Annotated in this window: 15 protein-coding genes; 14 read left to right on the top strand and 1 reads right to left on the bottom strand. The window is 66.4% G+C overall.

What is annotated here, in order from left to right; translation table 11 throughout:
- Window positions 1-68 precede the first annotated feature (68 nt).
- The 9 genes from J7573_RS00540 (at window position 69) to J7573_RS00500 (ending at window position 7667) form a co-directional block, all read left to right on the top strand.
- Window positions 69-1118: a phosphotransferase family protein gene (locus tag J7573_RS00540; RefSeq protein ID WP_294323628.1), complete on the top strand. Its 1050-nt coding sequence runs from the start codon at window positions 69-71 to the stop codon at window positions 1116-1118.
- Window positions 1115-1480, top strand: a complete 366-nt coding sequence (locus tag J7573_RS00535; RefSeq protein ID WP_294323626.1) for a DUF6285 domain-containing protein — start codon at window positions 1115-1117, stop codon at window positions 1478-1480. Before J7573_RS00540 ends, J7573_RS00535 begins: the two co-directional genes overlap by 4 nt.
- A complete protein-coding gene (locus tag J7573_RS00530) occupies window positions 1473-2192 on the top strand; it encodes a histidine phosphatase family protein (RefSeq protein ID WP_294323624.1) in 720 nt (239 codons plus the stop codon). Before J7573_RS00535 ends, J7573_RS00530 begins: the two co-directional genes overlap by 8 nt.
- A 27-nt stretch (window positions 2193-2219) precedes the next feature.
- Window positions 2220-3398, top strand: a complete 1179-nt coding sequence (locus J7573_RS00525; protein ID WP_294323622.1) for an acyl-CoA dehydrogenase family protein — start codon at window positions 2220-2222, stop codon at window positions 3396-3398.
- Window positions 3395-4153, top strand: coding sequence for a glucose 1-dehydrogenase (locus J7573_RS00520; protein ID WP_294323620.1), 759 nt, complete (start codon window positions 3395-3397; stop codon window positions 4151-4153). The genes J7573_RS00525 and J7573_RS00520 overlap by 4 nt, the downstream gene beginning before the upstream one ends.
- A gap of 190 nt (window positions 4154-4343) precedes the next feature.
- Window positions 4344-5678 (top strand): MFS transporter, encoded by a 1335-nt coding sequence (locus tag J7573_RS00515; RefSeq protein ID WP_294323618.1) that lies wholly within the window; start codon window positions 4344-4346, stop codon window positions 5676-5678.
- A complete protein-coding gene (locus J7573_RS00510; RefSeq protein ID WP_294323616.1) occupies window positions 5675-6337 on the top strand; it encodes a DsbA family oxidoreductase in 663 nt (220 codons plus the stop codon). Before J7573_RS00515 ends, J7573_RS00510 begins: the two co-directional genes overlap by 4 nt.
- A complete protein-coding gene (locus J7573_RS00505) occupies window positions 6334-6660 on the top strand; it encodes a Rieske 2Fe-2S domain-containing protein (RefSeq protein WP_294323615.1) in 327 nt (108 codons plus the stop codon). The genes J7573_RS00510 and J7573_RS00505 overlap by 4 nt, the downstream gene beginning before the upstream one ends.
- A complete protein-coding gene (locus J7573_RS00500) occupies window positions 6657-7667 on the top strand; it encodes a putative sulfate exporter family transporter (RefSeq protein ID WP_294323613.1) in 1011 nt (336 codons plus the stop codon). Before J7573_RS00505 ends, J7573_RS00500 begins: the two co-directional genes overlap by 4 nt.
- An 18-nt stretch (window positions 7668-7685) precedes the next feature.
- Here the strand turns inward: J7573_RS00500 and J7573_RS00495 are convergent, their stop codons facing one another.
- Window positions 7686-8747, bottom strand: coding sequence for an AraC family transcriptional regulator (locus J7573_RS00495; protein ID WP_294323611.1), 1062 nt, complete (start codon window positions 8745-8747; stop codon window positions 7686-7688).
- A 245-nt stretch (window positions 8748-8992) separates the two neighbouring features.
- Between J7573_RS00495 and J7573_RS00490 the strand changes: the two genes are divergently transcribed.
- The 5 genes from J7573_RS00490 to J7573_RS00470 all read left to right on the top strand — a co-directional run bounded on the left by J7573_RS00490 (window position 8993) and on the right by J7573_RS00470 (window position 16612).
- Window positions 8993-9559 carry an alpha/beta hydrolase gene (locus J7573_RS00490; RefSeq protein ID WP_294323608.1) on the top strand — a complete coding sequence of 189 codons (567 nt, stop codon included), beginning with the start codon at window positions 8993-8995 and terminating at the stop codon, window positions 9557-9559.
- Between the two features lie 82 nt (window positions 9560-9641).
- Window positions 9642-11507 (top strand): DUF1302 domain-containing protein, encoded by a 1866-nt coding sequence (locus J7573_RS00485; protein WP_294323606.1) that lies wholly within the window; start codon window positions 9642-9644, stop codon window positions 11505-11507.
- Window positions 11508-11556: 49 nt separating this feature from the next.
- Complete coding sequence (locus J7573_RS00480; RefSeq protein ID WP_294323602.1) at window positions 11557-12915, top strand: DUF1329 domain-containing protein; 1359 nt, start codon at window positions 11557-11559, stop codon at window positions 12913-12915.
- Between the two features lie 64 nt (window positions 12916-12979).
- A complete protein-coding gene (locus J7573_RS00475) occupies window positions 12980-14068 on the top strand; it encodes a YCF48-related protein (protein ID WP_294323600.1) in 1089 nt (362 codons plus the stop codon).
- Between the two features lie 18 nt (window positions 14069-14086).
- A complete protein-coding gene (locus J7573_RS00470; protein WP_294323597.1) occupies window positions 14087-16612 on the top strand; it encodes an MMPL family transporter in 2526 nt (841 codons plus the stop codon).
- The last annotated feature ends 1 nt before the right edge of the window (window position 16613 follow it).

Here is a 16613-nt window from a genome sequence, read left to right as displayed (position 1 = left end):
TTGTCGAAAAAGCTGGCAACCCTCTTGCTTAGTGCTCTGGTACGTGTGAACAGTGAGTGGGACCGACCATGCAAAACAGTCATTTCGCGCAGCAAACCAGCGCTCGCATCGACGTCGCAGACGCCCATGCGGTGCTGTCTGCGTATCTACAGGCGCGCCTTCACGGTCAGCCGGTGCGCATCATCCGCAGTGAGCGCTTGTCGGGCGGGGCCATCCAGGAGAACTGGCTGATCGAGGCGGAGGTAGCCGGTGTTGCGCAGCGCTGGGTGTTGCGCACTGACGCAGCCTCCGCCGTGGCGGCCAGCATGAGCCGGGAGCAGGAGTTCGCCGTGCTCAGCGCCGTGCACCAGGCGGGTGTCAAGGTGCCTGCGCCGCTGTGGCTGTGCCAGTCGCCCGAGGTGATCGGGCGCGACTTTTTCATCATGCAGGCCCTGGCCGGCAGCGCCGGCGGCCACCGTCTGACCAGCGCCCAGGGCGTGCCCGAGGGTAACCCGGCCTTGTGCCGGGAACTGGGGGCCAACCTGGCGCGCCTGCATCAGCTGCGCCCGCCGCACGCGGCGCTGGCGTTCCTGCCGCCACCGCTGGCCGATGGGGTGCAGGCCAGCGTCGATCAGTACCGCGCTTATCTGGATGCCTTGCCGGGCAGCCACCCGATCATCGAATGGGGCTTGCGCTGGTGCGAACTGAACAAGCCCGCGCCCATGGCGGCGCGCCTGATCCATCGTGACTACCGCACCGGCAACTACATGGTCGAGGCCGGTGCGCTGAGCGGCGTGCTGGACTGGGAGTTCGCCGGCTGGGGCGACCCCCGCGAAGACCTGGGCTGGTTCACCGCGCGCTGCTGGCGCTTCGCACGGCCGGACCTGGAGGCCGGCGGCGTCGGCCACCTCGACGACCTGCTCGCCGGCTACCGCAGCGTCTCGCCACTGGCGCTGGACCACGACACGCTGCGCTTCTGGCAGGTCATGGCCCACCTGCGCTGGGCGGTGATCGCCCTGCAGCAGGCCGAGCGCCACCTCTGCGGCCAGCAACGCTCGCTGGAGCTGGCGTTGACCGGGCGCATGGTCAGCGAACTGGAACAGGAACTGCTGTTGCTCACCCAAGGAGGCCGCCCATGAACCAGCCCGACGCCCATGACCTGCTGCTCACGGCCCGTGAGGCCGTGCTGAAGCAGTTGCTGCCTGCGCTGCCTACGCACCTGCACTACGAGGCGCGGATGGTCGCCAGCGCCCTGTTGATCGCCAGCCGCGAGCTGGCCCAGGGGCCGAGCTGTGCCGCCATCGAGCGCCAGGCCCTGGCCAGCCTGCTGCAAGGCCAGGCCTTGCCCGAGGAACAGGCCCGCCATGAACTGGCCCAGCGTATCCGCCGCGGTGCCTATGACCCGATGGGCGAGGCCCGCAGCCGCTTGCTGATGGCCTTGAGGGCTATCAACCGGGCGCAACTGAGCATCGACAACCCCAAGGTACTCGCCCATGACTGAACAACCTGCCCAGCCCGTGCGGCGCCGCCGCTGCTACCTGGTCCGGCACGGCCATGTCGATTACTTCGACGCCAGCGGCCGCCCCCTCGACCCGCGCAACGTGCCACTGTCGGCCAACGGCGTGGCCCAGGCCCAGGCGCTGGGCGAGGTGCTGGCGCCGGTGCACTTCGACCGCGCGGTGTGCTCGGACTACCCGCGTACCCGGCAGACCCTCGACCAGTTGCTGGGTGGCCGCGCCCAGGCGGTGGAGGAGCGCGCCGCGCTGCGCGAGATCCGCGCCGGCCGCCTGCGGGAAATCCCCCGCGAATGCCTGCACCGCGAGGTGGCCCAGGCCTATCAGCTTGCCGACCTCCCCGAGGCGGCCTTCTTGCGCGGCGAATCGTGGCTGGCGTTCCAGCAACGCGTATTGGGCAGCTTCCAGCAATTGCTCGAAGAGCCGGGCTGGAACGCGCTGCTGCTGGTCAGCCACGACGCGGTCAACCGCATTCTGCTGGCCTGGGCCTGCGGCGCCGGGCTCGGCGCCCTGGCCGCCTTCGAACAGGACCCGGCCTGCCTGAACATCGTCGACATCGACATGGCCGGCCCGCAAGTGCTGCGCGCCTGCATCCGCACCCTCAACTACTCAGCGTACGACCCAGGCAAGACGGCGATCGACAAGACCGTCATGGAGCAGGTGCACGCCTCCATCGACCCAAACCGCCTGCACGCCTGAACCTCTTCGCCCACAAGGAACCTCACCATGCATTTCGCCCTGTCTGCCGAGCTGACCGCCCTGCAAGCCAAAGTCCGGCAGTTCATTGCCGACATCGTCATCCCCCTGGAGCGCGACCCGCGCCAGACACCCCACGGGCCGTCCGCCGAGCTGCGTCAGTGGCTGCTCGACCAGGCCCGTGAACACGGCCTGCTGACCCCGCATGCGTCACGCGACCTGGGTGGGTTGGGCCTGAGCCACATCGAGAAGGCGATCCTCTTCGAAGAGGCCGGTTATTCGACCCTGGGCCCGGTGGCCTTGAACATCCACGCCCCGGACGAAGGCAACATCCACCTGCTGGAACAGGTGGCCACACCGGCCCAGAAAGACCGCTGGCTCAAACCGTTGGTGCAGGGCCGCATCCGCTCATGCTTCGCCATGACCGAGCCGAGCCCGGGCGCAGGCTCCGACCCTTCGATGCTGACCACCCAGGCCGTGCGCGATGGCGACGACTACCTCATCAATGGCCAGAAATGGTTCATCACCGGGGCCGAGGGGGCGCAGCTGGCGATCATCATGGCGCGCATGGAGGACGGCAGCGCGACGCTGTTCCTCACCGACACCGATCGCCCCGGCTTCATCCTCGAACGCATGATGGATTCGCTGGACAGCTGCTTTGCCGGCGGCCATGCGGTGCTGCGTTTCGACAACCTGCGCATTCCCGCCAGCGATGTGCTGGGCGAAGTCGGCAAAGGCTTCCGCTATGCCCAGGTGCGCCTGGCGCCAGCGCGCCTGACCCACTGCATGCGCTGGCTGGGCCAGGCTCGTCGCGCCCACGACGAAGCCTGTCGTTATGCCAGCCAGCGGGTGTCGTTCGGCAAGCGGCTAGGCGAGCACCAGGGCGTGGGGTTCATGCTCGCCGACAACGAAATGGACCTGCACACCACGCGTCTGGCGATCTGGCACTGTGCCTGGGTGCTGGACCAGGGCGAGCGTGGCAACGTCGAGTCGAGCATGGCCAAGGTGCTCAGCTCCGAGGCCATCTGGCGGGTGATCGACCGCTGCGTGCAGGTGCTGGGCGGGCAGGGCGTGACTGGCGAATCGATCGTCGAGCGGATCTTCCGCGATGCGCGCAGCTTCCGCATTTATGACGGCCCGAACGAAGTGCACCGCATGAGCCTGGCGAAGAAGATCCTCGCCCGCAACACCTCGCAGGTGGCGGGATGAGCCTCGACAGCTATCGCGACCAGGTGGTGATGATCACGGGCGCCGCCAGCGGCTTTGGCGCGTTGCTGGCCGAGCGCCTGGCCGGGCTGGGCGCCCGGCTGGTGTTGGGCGACCGTGATGTGGCGGGCCTGGAACGGGTGGCCGGCGCCTTGCGCGAGGCCGGCGCCACGGTGCTGGCGGTGCCCTGCGACGTGACCCGCGAGGTGCAGGTCAAGGCCTTGGTGGACGCGGCCGTGGCCACCTTCGGTCGCCTCGATGTGGGGGTGAACAATGCCGGCATCCTCACCCCGATGAAGCGCTTCATCGACACCACCGAAGAAGAGCTGGACCGCAGCCACGCGGTCAACACCAAGGGTGTGTTCTTCTGCATGCAGCAGCAGATCCGCCAGATGCTGCCGCACGGTGGCGGGGTGATCCTCAACATCGCTTCCATAGCCGGCCTGGGCGGCGCACCGAAGCTGGCCGCCTACGCTGCCGCCAAGCACGCGGTGGTCGGGCTGACCCGCACCGCAGCGGTCGAATATGCCCGCCGGGGCATCCGCGTCAACGCGCTGTGCCCGTTCTACAGCGCCACGCCCATGGTCACCGAGAGCGAAGTGGGCGAGCAGCAGGCGTTTCTCGCCCAGGGCTCGCCAATGAAGCGCCTGGGCACCCCGGATGAAATCGTCGCGGCGATGCTGATGCTGTGCGCCCGTGAAAACAGCTACATGACCGGCCAGGCCATTGCCGTGGATGGTGGCATTTCGGCGTACTGAGCCAGCGCCAGCAGTACCCCGGCGGGCAAACCGGGGTGCTGTCATGAACTGAAAAACCGTTGTCGTCCGATGATAAGCGGGCCCTTGCGCAACGGCCTACATTGCCTTTGGACAAGCATTCCGCGGTTCAGCTACGCCCGATAGCCTGCAAGCAATAACAACAAAAAACCCAGATATCCGAGGAGGCAGCATGGCCACCTATCACGCCAGTGCGGCACAACCTGGCACTGATACTTCGCTCGGCATTCCACGGCGCTACGCCTGGATCGTCTTCGCCCTGACGTTCGGCCTGTTGATTTCCGACTACATGTCGCGCCAGGTGCTCAACGCCGTGTTCCCGCTGCTGAAACAGGAGTGGCTGCTCAGCGACAGCCAGCTCGGCCTGCTCAGTGGCATCGTTGCGCTGATGGTCGGCCTGCTGACCTTCCCCCTGTCGCTGCTCGCCGACCGCATTGGCCGGATCAAGAGCCTGACCGCCATGGCCGTGATATGGAGCCTGGCGACCCTGGGCTGCGGCCTGGCGGACAACTACCAGGAAATGTTCATTGCCCGCTTCATGGTCGGCGTCGGCGAGGCGGCCTACGGCAGCGTCGGCATCGCCGTGGTGGTGGCGGTGTTCCCGCGCGAGATGCGCGCCACACTGGCCGGCTCGTTCATGGCCGGTGGCATGTTCGGCTCGGTGCTGGGCATGGCCCTGGGCGGGGTGATGGCCCAGCACCTGGGCTGGCGCTGGGCGTTCGCCGGCATGGCCCTGTTCGGCCTGGTGCTGGCGCTGCTGTACCCGCTGATCGTGCGCGAAGCGCGCATTGCGCCCAACGGCAATGAGGCCAGGCCCGACAAGGCGGCGCTCAAGGCGCTGCGCCCACTGCGTACCCTGTATTCAAGCCGCTCGGTGATCTGCGCCTATGTCGGCAGCGGCTTGCAGCTGTTCGTCGGTGGCACGGTGATCGTCTGGTTCCCCAGCTACCTGAACCGCTACTACGCCATGGGCACTGATCGCGCCGGCGCCGTGGCGGCGATCATCGTGCTGTGCAGCGGCATCGGCATCGTCCTGTGCGGCATGCTCTGCGACCGCATGGGGCGCCACTGCCCGGACCGCAAGATCAGCCTGGCCATCGCCTACTGCCTGGGCAGTTGCCTGCTGCTGTCGGTGGCGTTTGCCATGCCGCCAGGGTTGGCGCAGCTGGTGCTGATCTGCCTGGGCATGATGATTGCCGCCGGCACCAATGGCCCGTCCAGTGCCATGGTCGCCAACCTGACCCACTACTCGGTGCACGGCACCGCGTTCGCCACCCTGACCTTGAGCAACAACCTGTTGGGGCTGGCCACCGGCCCGCTGATCACCGGCAAGGTGTCCGATCTGATCGGCCTGCAGTCGGCATTCCAGCTGGTGCCGTTGATCAGCATCGGCGCTGCTGCGGTGTTCTTCTACGCCAAGCGTTACTACCACCTTGACATGGCGCGCCTGCAGCCCGGTGAACCCGTGCAAGCGCCCGTGCAGCCCACCCTGGAGGCCCGCTCGTGAAGCGTTCGTTGTCGATTGATGTGTACTTCGATTTCATCTGCCCGTGGTGCCTGATCGGCCGTCGGCAATTGCAAGCTGCGCTGGCGCAGTTCAAGGCGGCGCAGCCGGAGGTCGAGGTCAACCTGGCCTGGCAGGGCGTGCAACTGCTGCCTGAGCTGCCGTTCGACGGCCAGCCGTTCGCCGAGTTCTACCGCCGGCGCCTGGGCAGCGACCAGGCCGTGCACCAGCGCCAGGCCCAGGTGCGCGAAGCCGCCAGCGCCGTGGGTGAGCAGATCGACTTCAGCCGCATCCAGCGCATGCCCAACACGGCCGACGCCCATCGCTTGCTCTTGCATGCCAGCGAACTGGGCAGCGAAGCGCAGGTCGAGGCGCTGCTGGAGCGGCTGCTGGCCGCGTACTTCACGCAGGGCGAAGACCTGGGTGACCGTGCCACGCTGTTGCGCATCGCCGAGCAGTGCGGCTTTGCTGCGCACAGCCTGGCTGGCAGCCTGCGCGGTGATGGCCTGCCATTCGTCAGTGCCAGCGCCGACATTGCCAGACGCGGCGTGCCCTGTTTCGTCTTCGATGATCGGCTGCAGGTGGTGGGTGCCCAACCGGCCGAGGCATTGCTCGAAGCCATGCACATGGCCGTATCGCGCATGGAGCAGGTGAAAGGATGAACCGGCGTATCGAAGTGCCGGCAGCGCGGGTGCCGGCGATTGGCGAGCGCTGCCTGGTCGAGGGTGAGGGCAAGAGCGTGGCGCTGTTCAACGTGGATGGGCGCCTGTTGGCGGTCGACGACAGTTGCCCGCACCAAGGCGCTTCGCTGTGTGCCGGGCAGCTGCAGGGGGCGGTGATTCAGTGCCGATCCCACGGCCTGCGCTTTGATCTGGCCAGCGGCTACCTGCTCAATTCCACTGCGCTCAAGGTCGCCAGTTACCCGGTAGAGGTCGAGGGTGACCGGGTGTTTATCGTACTGGCCCGCCAGGAGGTGGTGGCATGAGCACACTGGCACTTTCCCAGGTCAACCACCGCGTGCGCGAACTGGCGCCCGGGCTGATCGTCAGCCTGATCGCGGCAGGTGCGGCAAGCTTCCTGGCCGAGCATTACGGCGCACCGGTGATGCTGTTCGCCCTGCTGCTGGGGCTGGCCCTGAACTTCCTCAGCGCAGACGGCACGTGCAAGGCCGGCATCGAGTTCACCGCACGCACCGTGCTGCGCCTGGGCGTGGCCTTGCTGGGCATGCGCATCACCCTGGAACAGATGGCCGGCCTTGGCTGGAAAGCCGTGGCGCTGGTGGTGATCCTGGTGGTTGTGACCATCAGTGTGTCGATGGTGGCGGCCAAGGCCCTGGGCTTCCAGCGCCTGTTCGGCATGCTCACCGGCGGCGCCACGGCGATCTGCGGTGCTTCGGCGGCGCTGGCGCTGGCCGCCGCATTGCCCAGCCACCCGCAGAAGGAACGCGCCACGCTGTTCACCGTGATCGGGGTGTCGGCGCTGTCGACCCTGGCGATGATCCTCTACCCGATGATCGCCAATGCCCTGGGCCTGTCGCCGCAAACGGCCGGGGTGTTCCTTGGCGCCACCATCCATGATGTGGCGCAAGTGGTGGGGGCGGGCTACAGCATGTCCACCGAAACCGGCGACACCGCCACGGTGGTCAAGCTGATGCGCGTGGCCATGCTGGTCCCGGTGATCGTCGTCGCGGCCATGATCGGCCGTCGCCAGGGCATCGACAGCAGCGGCAAGCGCCCGCCGTTGCTGCCGTGGTTCGCGGTCGGCTTCCTGCTCCTGGCCTGCGTCAACAGCACCGGCTGGGTGCCGCTGGTGGTGCAGGGCAGCATCAACGAGCTGTCGCGCTGGTGCCTGGTGGTGTCGATCGCCGCCCTCGGCATGAAGACCCAGCTCAAGGAACTGGCCGCCGTGGGCATCAAGCCGATCCTGCTGATGGTGGGCGAAACGGTGTTCCTGGTGCTGCTGGTGCTGGGGTTGCTGCGCTTCGGCCTGTAACCCGCAGGCCCAGGGCCGTCAGCGGGCGCTGACGGCAGCCTGGGCAGCGCTGCGACTGCGGCTGCGTTTGGGTTGCGTGTGCGGTTCATGCTGCGCGCGCCAGGCCGCGGGTGGTTGGCCGAACTGGCTGATGAACCAGCGGGTGAACGAGCTGTGCATGGAATAGCCGAGCATGTCGGCGATGCGCCCCAGTGAGTAGCCGGGGCTTGCCAGGTAGCGCACCACCAGGTCGCGGCGCACGCCGTTGACCAGCTCGCTGAAGGTCGCACCTTCTTCTTCCAGGCGCCGCTGCAGGGTGCGCACGTTCATGCCCTGGGTCTGGGCGATGTGTTCGATGGTGGCGCGGCCCATGGGCATCAGCAGGAAGATCGCCTTGCGCACTTCCAGCGTCAGCGACGGCAGGTTCTCATCCTGCAGCACCCCCACATAACGCTGCGCCAGGCGCGCCATGCCTTCGTTGGCCTGGGGGTTGGTGGTGTCAAGGTCGGACGCTGAGCAGACGATGCCGTTGAAGTCGCTGTTGAACTCCAGCTTGCAGCCGAAGATGCGCCGGTGGATCGCCAGGTTGGCGGGGGCGGCGTGGGTGAAGTTGGCGCTGATCGGGTGCCAGTGCGGCCCCAGCAGCACCGAGCAGAAGCGGTGCATCACGCCGATGGCCATCTCGGTGGCCTGGCGGCTGTGCATCGGCTGGTCGGTGATGACCTCCTCGCGGATGATCACGGTCTTGCCGATTTCTTCGATGTGGATGGCCAACGCGTTGTTGAGCACGTGGCGGTACTGCACGATCACCTGCAGGGCATCGCGCAGCGAGTGCTGATGGTTGATCAGCAGGCTGACCTCGCCGAAGTCCGACAACTGGCGCAGTTCGGCCATCCGCAGGCCGAAGGCTTCGCAGCCGCTCAGCCGCGCCGACTCCTCCAGCACGCTGATGGCAGCGGCCACGGGGATGCGTTGATCAGGGGTTTCCAGCAGCGATGCACTGAGGCCGGCCTGGGCCAGCAAACCATGGCCGTTGAGGCCCAGATGGCGTGAAACTTCGAGGTAATTGGTCAAGGTTGCAGCACGGGCGAGCACGGACATTTTATTGTTTTCCACGTGATCTTGATGAGCTCCCGCTGCGCTGGCGGGAAGCTTCTTATAGCGGTTGTGTCGTCAGATGAAAAGCCATTTCCGAGCGGTGGAGCCCGCTTGCGGCGTGCCATGGCTGCCGTGTCATCAACTGAAAAGTACGTGACGCGCAATGTAAAGCGTCTGGCAGGGGGACTCTTTACTCTGGCCTCAAGCAGTCGGCAATCGACCGAGCTGACCAGAGCAAGGGCCCTGACGTGGAAAAACTGCAAACCACCGCAACCGTGCTGATCGTGCCCGGCTTGCGCGACCATGTACCCGAACATTGGCAAACCCTGTTGCAAGCGCGCCTGGGCAAGGTGCGCTCGGTACCCCCGCTGGAAACCGACAAGCTCAGCTGCAGCGCCCGGGTCGACGCGATCGAGCGCGAACTGGCCAGCATCGATGGCCCGGTGATCCTGGTGGCGCACAGCGCCGGTGTGCTGATGGTGGCGCACTGGGCCGCCCGTTACCAACGCCCGATCAAGGGCGCCTTGCTGGCCGCGCCACCTGACCTGGAAACCGAATGGCCGGCCAATTACCCCACCCCTGACAGCCTGCGCGCCAATGGCTGGGCACCGCTGCCGAACGCTCGCCTGCCATTCCCGAGCATCGTGGCCGCCAGCAGCAACGACCACCTGGCGAGCTTCGAAGCGGTCGCCCGCATGGCCGATGAGTGGGGCAGCGAGCTGCTCGAACTCGGCGCCGTCGGCCACCTCAACCCGGCGTCGGGCTTTGGCCCATGGCCACAAGCCGAGGCATTGATCCGCCAACTCGATCGCTGAATCGCGCGGGGCACGCGCATTCAAGGGCAGGCCAGCAACCGCTCGTTGCTGGCACCTTGCACATCCCAAGCAGAGACATCGCATGAACAACAATAAGAACGTTCTCTTCTGCCTTAACCGCCACAAACTGATGGCCACGCTGTTGCTGGTCGCCGGCACCCCGGCTGCCCAGGCATTCCAGCTTGACCTCGCCGACCCCGACTGGAACGTGCGCTTCGACAACACCGCCAAGCTCAGCTACGGCCAGCGGGTCGAGGGAGAAAACGCCAAGATCGCGCGCACCGCCAACCTCAACGACGGTGACAAGAACTTCAGCGTCGGCAGCGCGGTGACCCAGCGGCTCGACCTGCTGACCGAGCTGGACGTGGTGTACCAGGGCAACATGGGCATGCGCGTGAGTGCCGCCAGCTGGTACGACCACGCCTATGACGACGTGGGTTCCAATTCCAACCCGTTCCCGGGCCAGGCGGGCAATGCCGGCAACCTGGTCCTGGCGCGCCCGGCCGGAAGCCTGCCGGCGGGCACCGTGCTGCAGGGCGGGCCGTCCAGGCGCCATGGCCTGAGCAGTTACTCCGACCGTTACTACAACGGCCCGTCTGGCGAATTCCTCGATGCCTTCGTGTTCTACAACACCGAAGTCGGCGACGAATCGATGGTGAGCGGCAAGCTAGGCTGGCACTCGGTGTACTGGGGCGAGACGCTGTTCAACGCCGCCAACGGCATCAACTATGGCCAGTCGGCCCTGGACCTGGCCAAGCTGTACAACGTGCCCGGCACCGAAACCAAAGAGCTGTTCCTGCCGCGCAAGCAGCTGTCGCTGAGCTACACGGTCAACCCCGAGCTGACCCTGGCGGCGCAGTACTTTCTTGAATTCGACAACTCGCGCCTGCCTGAAGGGGGCACCTACATGGGTGCCTACGACATGCTGGGCGACGGCGCCGACATCTTCTGGCTGCCAGTACCCAACGCGGTCGGCGGTGCCGGTGCCTTCTATGGCGCTCCCCGCGGGCATGACATCCGCCCGCGCAACGCCGGCGACTTCGGCGTGATGGCCAAGTGGAGCCCGGAATGGCTCGACGGCACCCTGGGCTTCTACTACCGCAACACCTCCGACCCGACTCCGGCGGTGCTGATCAACGCCCCCAACCTGCACAAGGGCAGCCTGGAAGGCACCAGCTACATGACGGCCTACGCCGACGACATCGATATCTACGGCATCAGCCTGGCCAAGAACATCGGCCCGGTCAGCGTCGGGCTGGACGTCAACTACCGCGAGAACATGCCGCTGATCAGCAACTTCACCACCATCAACGGGCCGCTGTACGACGCCCTGGCCGGCACCGCCGGCGGTACCAACCTGATCGGTGAAGTGCCAGGCCACGGTGAAACCGGGTTGGCCCGCGGCAAGACCTTCCACGTGGTACTCAACGGCCTGGTGTCGTTCGGCGCCACGCCGCTGTGGAACGCCTCGTCGCTGGCCGTGGAGGGCGCCATGACCCACCTGGTCAGCGTCGACAAGGGCGAGCAGACCTTCAAGGGCGACTCCAGCTACGAAGGCGTCGACAAGGTCACCACCAACGCCTACACCCTGGCGGTCAACTTCACCCCGACCTGGTTCCAGGCGCTGCCGGGGGTCGATATCACCCTGCCGCTGTCCTACAACGTCGGCCTCAAGGGCAACTCGGCGGTGCAGCTGGGCGGCAACGAAGACTCCGGCAGCTACTCGATCGGCATCGCCGCCGACGTCTACCAGAAGTACAAGTTCGACCTGAAGTACGTCGACTCCTTCGGCAAGTTCGATACCTGCGAAACCGGTACCGACAACAACACCCCCGGCACCAACGGGCGCTACCAGTGCATCCCCGGGCAGATCACTTCGCAGGCCGGCCTGGCGCCACTGCTGAAGGACCGCGGCATGGTCACTGCCTCGTTCAAGACCACCTTCTGAAGCTCCCTGGAACAACAACAAGTCCTATAACAACAAGCGGAGAAACGTGATGAAGTATCTCAACAGCCTGCTGTCGGCCTCGCTTGCGGTCGTGATTGCCGGTAATGCCCATGCCGCCGCCCCGGCGCAGGAAGTCGCCCGGCTGGGCAAGGACCTGACCCTGGTCGGTGCCGAAAAGGCGGCCAGCGCCGACGGCTCGATCCCGGCCTACCAGGGCGGCCTGAATACCCCGCCTGCCGGGTTCAAGCAGGGCGATACCCTGCGCCCGGACCCTTACGCTGCAGAGAAGCCGCTGCTGGTGATCGATGGCAAGAACGTCGACCAGTACAAGGATTCGCTGACCGCGACCACCGTGGAGCTGGCCAAGCGTTTCCCGACCTTCCACCTCGACGTGTACCCGAGCCACCGCACGGCGGCGTTGCCCCAGGCGCTGCTCGACAACACCCTGAAGAATGCCGCCAATGCCAAGTCCCTGCAGGACGGCATGGCCATCGAGAATGTGCTGCCGGGCGTACCGTTCCCGATCCCGCAGTCGGGTGCCGAGGCCATGTGGAACCACCTGCTGCGCTACCAGGGTGTGGCGCAGAAGGCCAAGTACGACTCCTGGAACGTCGACTCCGCCGGCGTCGCGGCCCTGGCCACCACGGGCCTTGCGTACAACGCCTATCCGATCTACGAAGACCTGAACAAGGTCATCGAGCCCAAGGACATCTACTTCCAGACCAAGCTGTACTTCGAAGGCCCGGCGCGCCGGGCCGGTGAGTCGATGATGCTCAAGGACGCCGCCAACCCGCTGGTGCAGGAGCGCCGCGCCTGGCAGTACCTGCCAGGGCAGCGCCGGGTGAAGCTGGCGCCGAACCTGGCCTACGACACGCCAAACCCTGGCACCGCGGGCTCGGGCACGTTCGACGACATCTACGTGTTCAACGGTGCGCTGGACCGCTATGACTGGCACCTGGTCGGCAAGAAGGACATGTACGTGCCGTACAACACCTACAAGCTGACCTACATCCACGACCCGAAAACCCTGACCACGCCCAATCACCTGGCGCCTGACCAGGTGCGCTGGGAGAAGCACCGCGTGTGGGTGGTGGAGGGCACCCTCAAGGGCAATGCCCGGCACATCTATGCCAAGCGCCGCTTCTACCTCGACGAGGACAGCTGGGTGGCCCTGGCCTCCGACCAGTACGACGCCCGTGGCCAGCTGTACCGCGGCTCGTTCGCCTTCTTCACCCAGAGCTACGACGTGCAGACGCCCAACAGCAACCCGCACGTGGTCTACGACCTGGTCGGCAGCACCTACAACGTCAACGGCCTGATCGGCCCACATGGCGGTATCGAGTACATCGCCCCTCTGTCCAAGGCGCAGTGGTCGCCGGAAGCCCTGGCCGGCGCCGGTATTCGCTGACCCCGACGACCCGTCTGGCGGTGGTCCGCGCGTGGCCGCCGTCAAGCTTTGCAGAGGATGTGGCATGGCTTCTTTGAACAAGTATGCGCCGTGGGCGCTGGCAATCACGCTCGCCCTGGGCGGCACCGGCGGAGTGGCCCGGGCGGCCTATGTCGATGTGCTCGACTTGCCGGCCAGGCCCAGCGCGCTGGCAGTGCACAGCGCCCTGCGCGATGTGGCGCGGGCCGGCGAACGGCTGGTCGCGGTGGGCGCTCGTGGCCACATCGTGTATTCCGATAACCAGGGCCAGGACTGGCACCAGGCCAACGTGCCGGTGAGTGCCGACCTCAATGCCCTGGCTTTCCCCACCCCCGAGGACGGCTGGGCGGTGGGCAACGACGGGGTGATCCTGCACAGCCGCGACGGCGGTGTGAACTGGGCCGTGCAGCTCGATGGCCGGAAGATCGGCGCCCTGGTAGCGGCCCATTACCAGGCCCTGGCCAAGGCCCACCCGGATGACGAGCAATGGGCGCAGTTCGCTGCCGAAGGCCAGCGCCTGGAAGAAGAGGGCGCCGACAAGCCGTTCCTCGGCGTGTGCTTCATCGACGCCAGGCACGGCTACGCGGTGGGCGTGTTCAACCTGATCCTGCGCACCGACGACGGCGGCGCAAGCTGGGTGCCGATGCAGGACCGCACCGACAACCCGCAAGGCTTGCACCTCAATGCCATCCGTGCGGTCGGTGATGACCTCTACGTGGCCGGCGAGCAAGGCTTGCTGCTCAAGTGGAATGCCCAGCAGCAACGCTTCGTCGCCTTGCCCAGCCCTTACCAGGGCACCTGGTTCGGCATTCTCGGCAAGCCCGGCGAAGTGCTCGCCTATGGCCTGCGCGGCCATCTGGCCCGCAGCCTCGATGGCGGCCAGAGCTGGACCAAGGTGGACACCGGGCTGGGCCAGAGCATCACCGCCGCCACCCTCGACAACAGCGGCGACTACTGGCTGTTCAGCCAGGCCGGGCATGTGCTGCGCAGCCACGACGGCGGGCTGAGTTTCGCCCTGCAAGCGCAGGTGCCGCTGGCACCGGTGGCCGGCGCTTTGCAGACCCATGGCAACGGCACCGTGCTGGTGGGTGAACGCGGCGTGCGCGTGCTGCCTGCCCGCCAAGACCCACAATAATTCCAAGAGAGCCCCGTGATGGCCAACATCAAGCAAGACACCATGCCGGTGATCCGCGACCTGCGGGATTTCGATCGACGCTCCGGCAACCTGCTGGAACGCATGGTCTTCAACTATCGCCCGCTGTTCATGCTGTTCATGGTGCTGGCCACGCTGGTGCTCGGCTATGTGGCGGTCACCCGCCTGGAACTGCGCCCCAGCTTCGAGAAGATGATTCCGCAGAGCCAGCCCTACATCCAGAACTACCTGGACAACCGCAAGTCGCTGCGTGGCCTGGGCAACTCGGTGCGGGTGGTGGTGGAGAACACCCAGGGCGACATCTTCGACCCCGAATACCTGGACGTGCTGAAAAAGATCAACGACGAGCTGTTCCTCGCCCAGGGCGTCGACCGTGCCTGGATGAAGTCTTTATGGAGCCCGGGCGTGCGCTGGACCGAGGTCACCGAAGAAGGCTTCCAGGGCGGCGCGGTGATGCCCGATGACTATCAGGGCAAGCCGGCCGACATCGAGCAGTTGCGCCAGAACATCAACCGTGCCGGCATCGTCGGCAGCCTGGTGGCGACCGATTTCAAGTCGAGCATGCTGGTGGTGCCGCTGCTCGACCACGACCTGGCCACCGGGCGCGGCATCGACTACCGGCAGTTCTCGCAGATGCTCGAGCAGCAGTTGCGTGACAAGTACGAGTACGGCGGTGACAGCAAGGCGCGGGCGTCCGGCAAGGAAGGCGAGGGCAAGTACAAGGTGCGGGTGATCGGCTTTGCCAAGCTGATGGGCGACCTGATCGAGGGCCTGATCCAGGTGATGATGTTCTTCGCCCTGGCCGTGGCCACCTCGCTGGTGATCATCTTCCTGTACACCCGCTGCGTGCGCAGTACGCTGCTGGTGGTGTTCTGCTCGCTGGCGGCCGTGGTGTGGCAGTTGGGCATCGTCGGCTGGTTGGGCTATGCCATCGACCCGTACTCGATCCTGGTGCCGTTCCTGATCTTCGCCATCGGCGTGTCCCACGCGGCGCAGAAGATGAACGGCATCATGCAGGACATCGGCCGGGGCACCCACAAGCTGGTGGCGGCGCGCTACACCTTCCGCCGTCTGTTCGTGGCCGGGGTCACCGCGCTGCTGGCGGACGCCGTGGGCTTTGCCGTGCTGATGCTGATCGACATTCCGGTGATCAAGGACCTGGCGATCACCGCCAGCATCGGCGTGGCGGTGCTGATCTTCACCTCGTTGCTGTTGATTCCGGTTGCGCTGTCCTACGTGGGCGTCGGCCGCAAGGCGGCTGAACGGGCCCTGCGCATCGACCGCCGCGCCGCCGAGCACCGGGGCTTCGGCAAGCTGTGGGATGCGCTCGACCGCTTCACCACGCGCAAGTGGGCCACCGGCGCGCTGCTGGTCGCCACGCTGATGGGCGTGGGCGGCTTCTGGGTGAGCCTGCAACTGAAGATCGGTGACCTCGACAGTGGTGCGCCGGAGCTGCGCGCCGATTCGCGCTACAACCGCGACAACGCCTACATCACCAGCCACTATGCGCTGTCCAGCGACCTGTTCGCGGTGATGGTCAAGACCCCGGCGGAAGGCTGCCTGAGCTACAACACGCTGATTCTCGCCGACCGCCTGGCGTGGGAGCTGCAGCAGTACCCGGGGGTGCAGACCACGGTGTCGCTGGTCAACGCCGTGCGCCAGATCACCGCTGGTTCCTTCGAAGGCAACCCGAAGATGAACAGCCTGCAGCGCAACCAGGACATGCTCAACTACGCCGCCCAGCAGGCCTCGGTCAACGCCCCCGAGCTGTTCAACAACGACTGCTCGATGATGCCGGTGATCGCCTACCTCAAGGACCACAAGGCCCAGACCCTGGATGACGTGGTGGCCATCGCCGACCGCTTCGCCCGCGACAACAGCAGCCCCGACCGCCAGTTCCTGCTGGCCGCCGGCAGCGCCGGCATCGAGGCGGCGACCAATATCGTCGTGCGCGACGCCAACCGCACCATGCTGCTGTTCGTCTACCTGGCGGTCACGCTGTTCTGCCTGGTGACCTTCCGCAGCTGGCGCGCGACCCTGGTGGCGCTGCTGCCACTGGTGCTGACCTCGGTGCTGTGCGAGGCGTTGATGGTGGCGATGGGCATTGGCGTGAAAGTGGCCACCTTGCCGGTCATCGCCTTGGGGGTCGGCATTGGCGTGGACTACGCGCTGTACCTGCTCAGCGTGCAGCTGCACTACCAGCGCCAGGGCCGCACCCTGGGCGAGGCCTACCAGAACGCCGTGGCCTTCACGGGCCGGGTGGTCGGCCTGGTGGGCATCACCCTGGCCGCCGGTGTGGTCGGCTGGGCCTGGTCGCCGATCAAGTTCCAGGCCGACATGGGCATCCTGCTGACCTTCATGTTCCTCTGGAACATGCTCGGTGCGCTGCTGCTGATCCCGGCGCTGTCGCACTTCCTGCTGCCCGACAAGCGCTTTGTCGCGGCCGCCCCCACGCCTTGCGAGGCCCAACCGCAACCCTGTGACAACGCCCAGGTACCGCGCGCGCAAGCGCAGGTGCAGGCGTAGC

Source organism: Pseudomonas sp., assembly GCF_017744435.1.
Taxonomy (GTDB): Bacteria; Pseudomonadota; Gammaproteobacteria; order Pseudomonadales; family Pseudomonadaceae; genus Aquipseudomonas.
This window is presented reverse-complemented; position numbering and strand designations above follow the sequence as displayed.

What these genes read in the sequence shown, in the direction of transcription:
- J7573_RS00540 (WP_294323628.1), top strand. Translation starts at nt 69, where the DNA reads ATGCAAAACAGTCATTTCGCGCAGCAAACCAGCGCTCGCATCGACGTC.
- J7573_RS00530 (WP_294323624.1), top strand. Translation starts at nt 1,473, where the DNA reads ATGACTGAACAACCTGCCCAGCCCGTGCGGCGCCGCCGCTGCTACCTG.
- J7573_RS00520 (WP_294323620.1), top strand. Translation starts at nt 3,395, where the DNA reads ATGAGCCTCGACAGCTATCGCGACCAGGTGGTGATGATCACGGGCGCC.
- J7573_RS00480 (WP_294323602.1), top strand. Translation starts at nt 11,557, where the DNA reads ATGAAGTATCTCAACAGCCTGCTGTCGGCCTCGCTTGCGGTCGTGATT.
- J7573_RS00500 (WP_294323613.1), top strand. Translation starts at nt 6,657, where the DNA reads ATGAGCACACTGGCACTTTCCCAGGTCAACCACCGCGTGCGCGAACTG.
- J7573_RS00485 (WP_294323606.1), top strand. Translation starts at nt 9,642, where the DNA reads ATGAACAACAATAAGAACGTTCTCTTCTGCCTTAACCGCCACAAACTG.
- J7573_RS00495 (WP_294323611.1), bottom strand. Translation starts at nt 8,747, where the DNA reads ATGTCCGTGCTCGCCCGTGCTGCAACCTTGACCAATTACCTCGAAGTT.
- J7573_RS00535 (WP_294323626.1), top strand. Translation starts at nt 1,115, where the DNA reads ATGAACCAGCCCGACGCCCATGACCTGCTGCTCACGGCCCGTGAGGCC.
- J7573_RS00470 (WP_294323597.1), top strand. Translation starts at nt 14,087, where the DNA reads ATGGCCAACATCAAGCAAGACACCATGCCGGTGATCCGCGACCTGCGG.
- J7573_RS00505 (WP_294323615.1), top strand. Translation starts at nt 6,334, where the DNA reads ATGAACCGGCGTATCGAAGTGCCGGCAGCGCGGGTGCCGGCGATTGGC.
- J7573_RS00515 (WP_294323618.1), top strand. Translation starts at nt 4,344, where the DNA reads ATGGCCACCTATCACGCCAGTGCGGCACAACCTGGCACTGATACTTCG.
- J7573_RS00475 (WP_294323600.1), top strand. Translation starts at nt 12,980, where the DNA reads ATGGCTTCTTTGAACAAGTATGCGCCGTGGGCGCTGGCAATCACGCTC.
- J7573_RS00525 (WP_294323622.1), top strand. Translation starts at nt 2,220, where the DNA reads ATGCATTTCGCCCTGTCTGCCGAGCTGACCGCCCTGCAAGCCAAAGTC.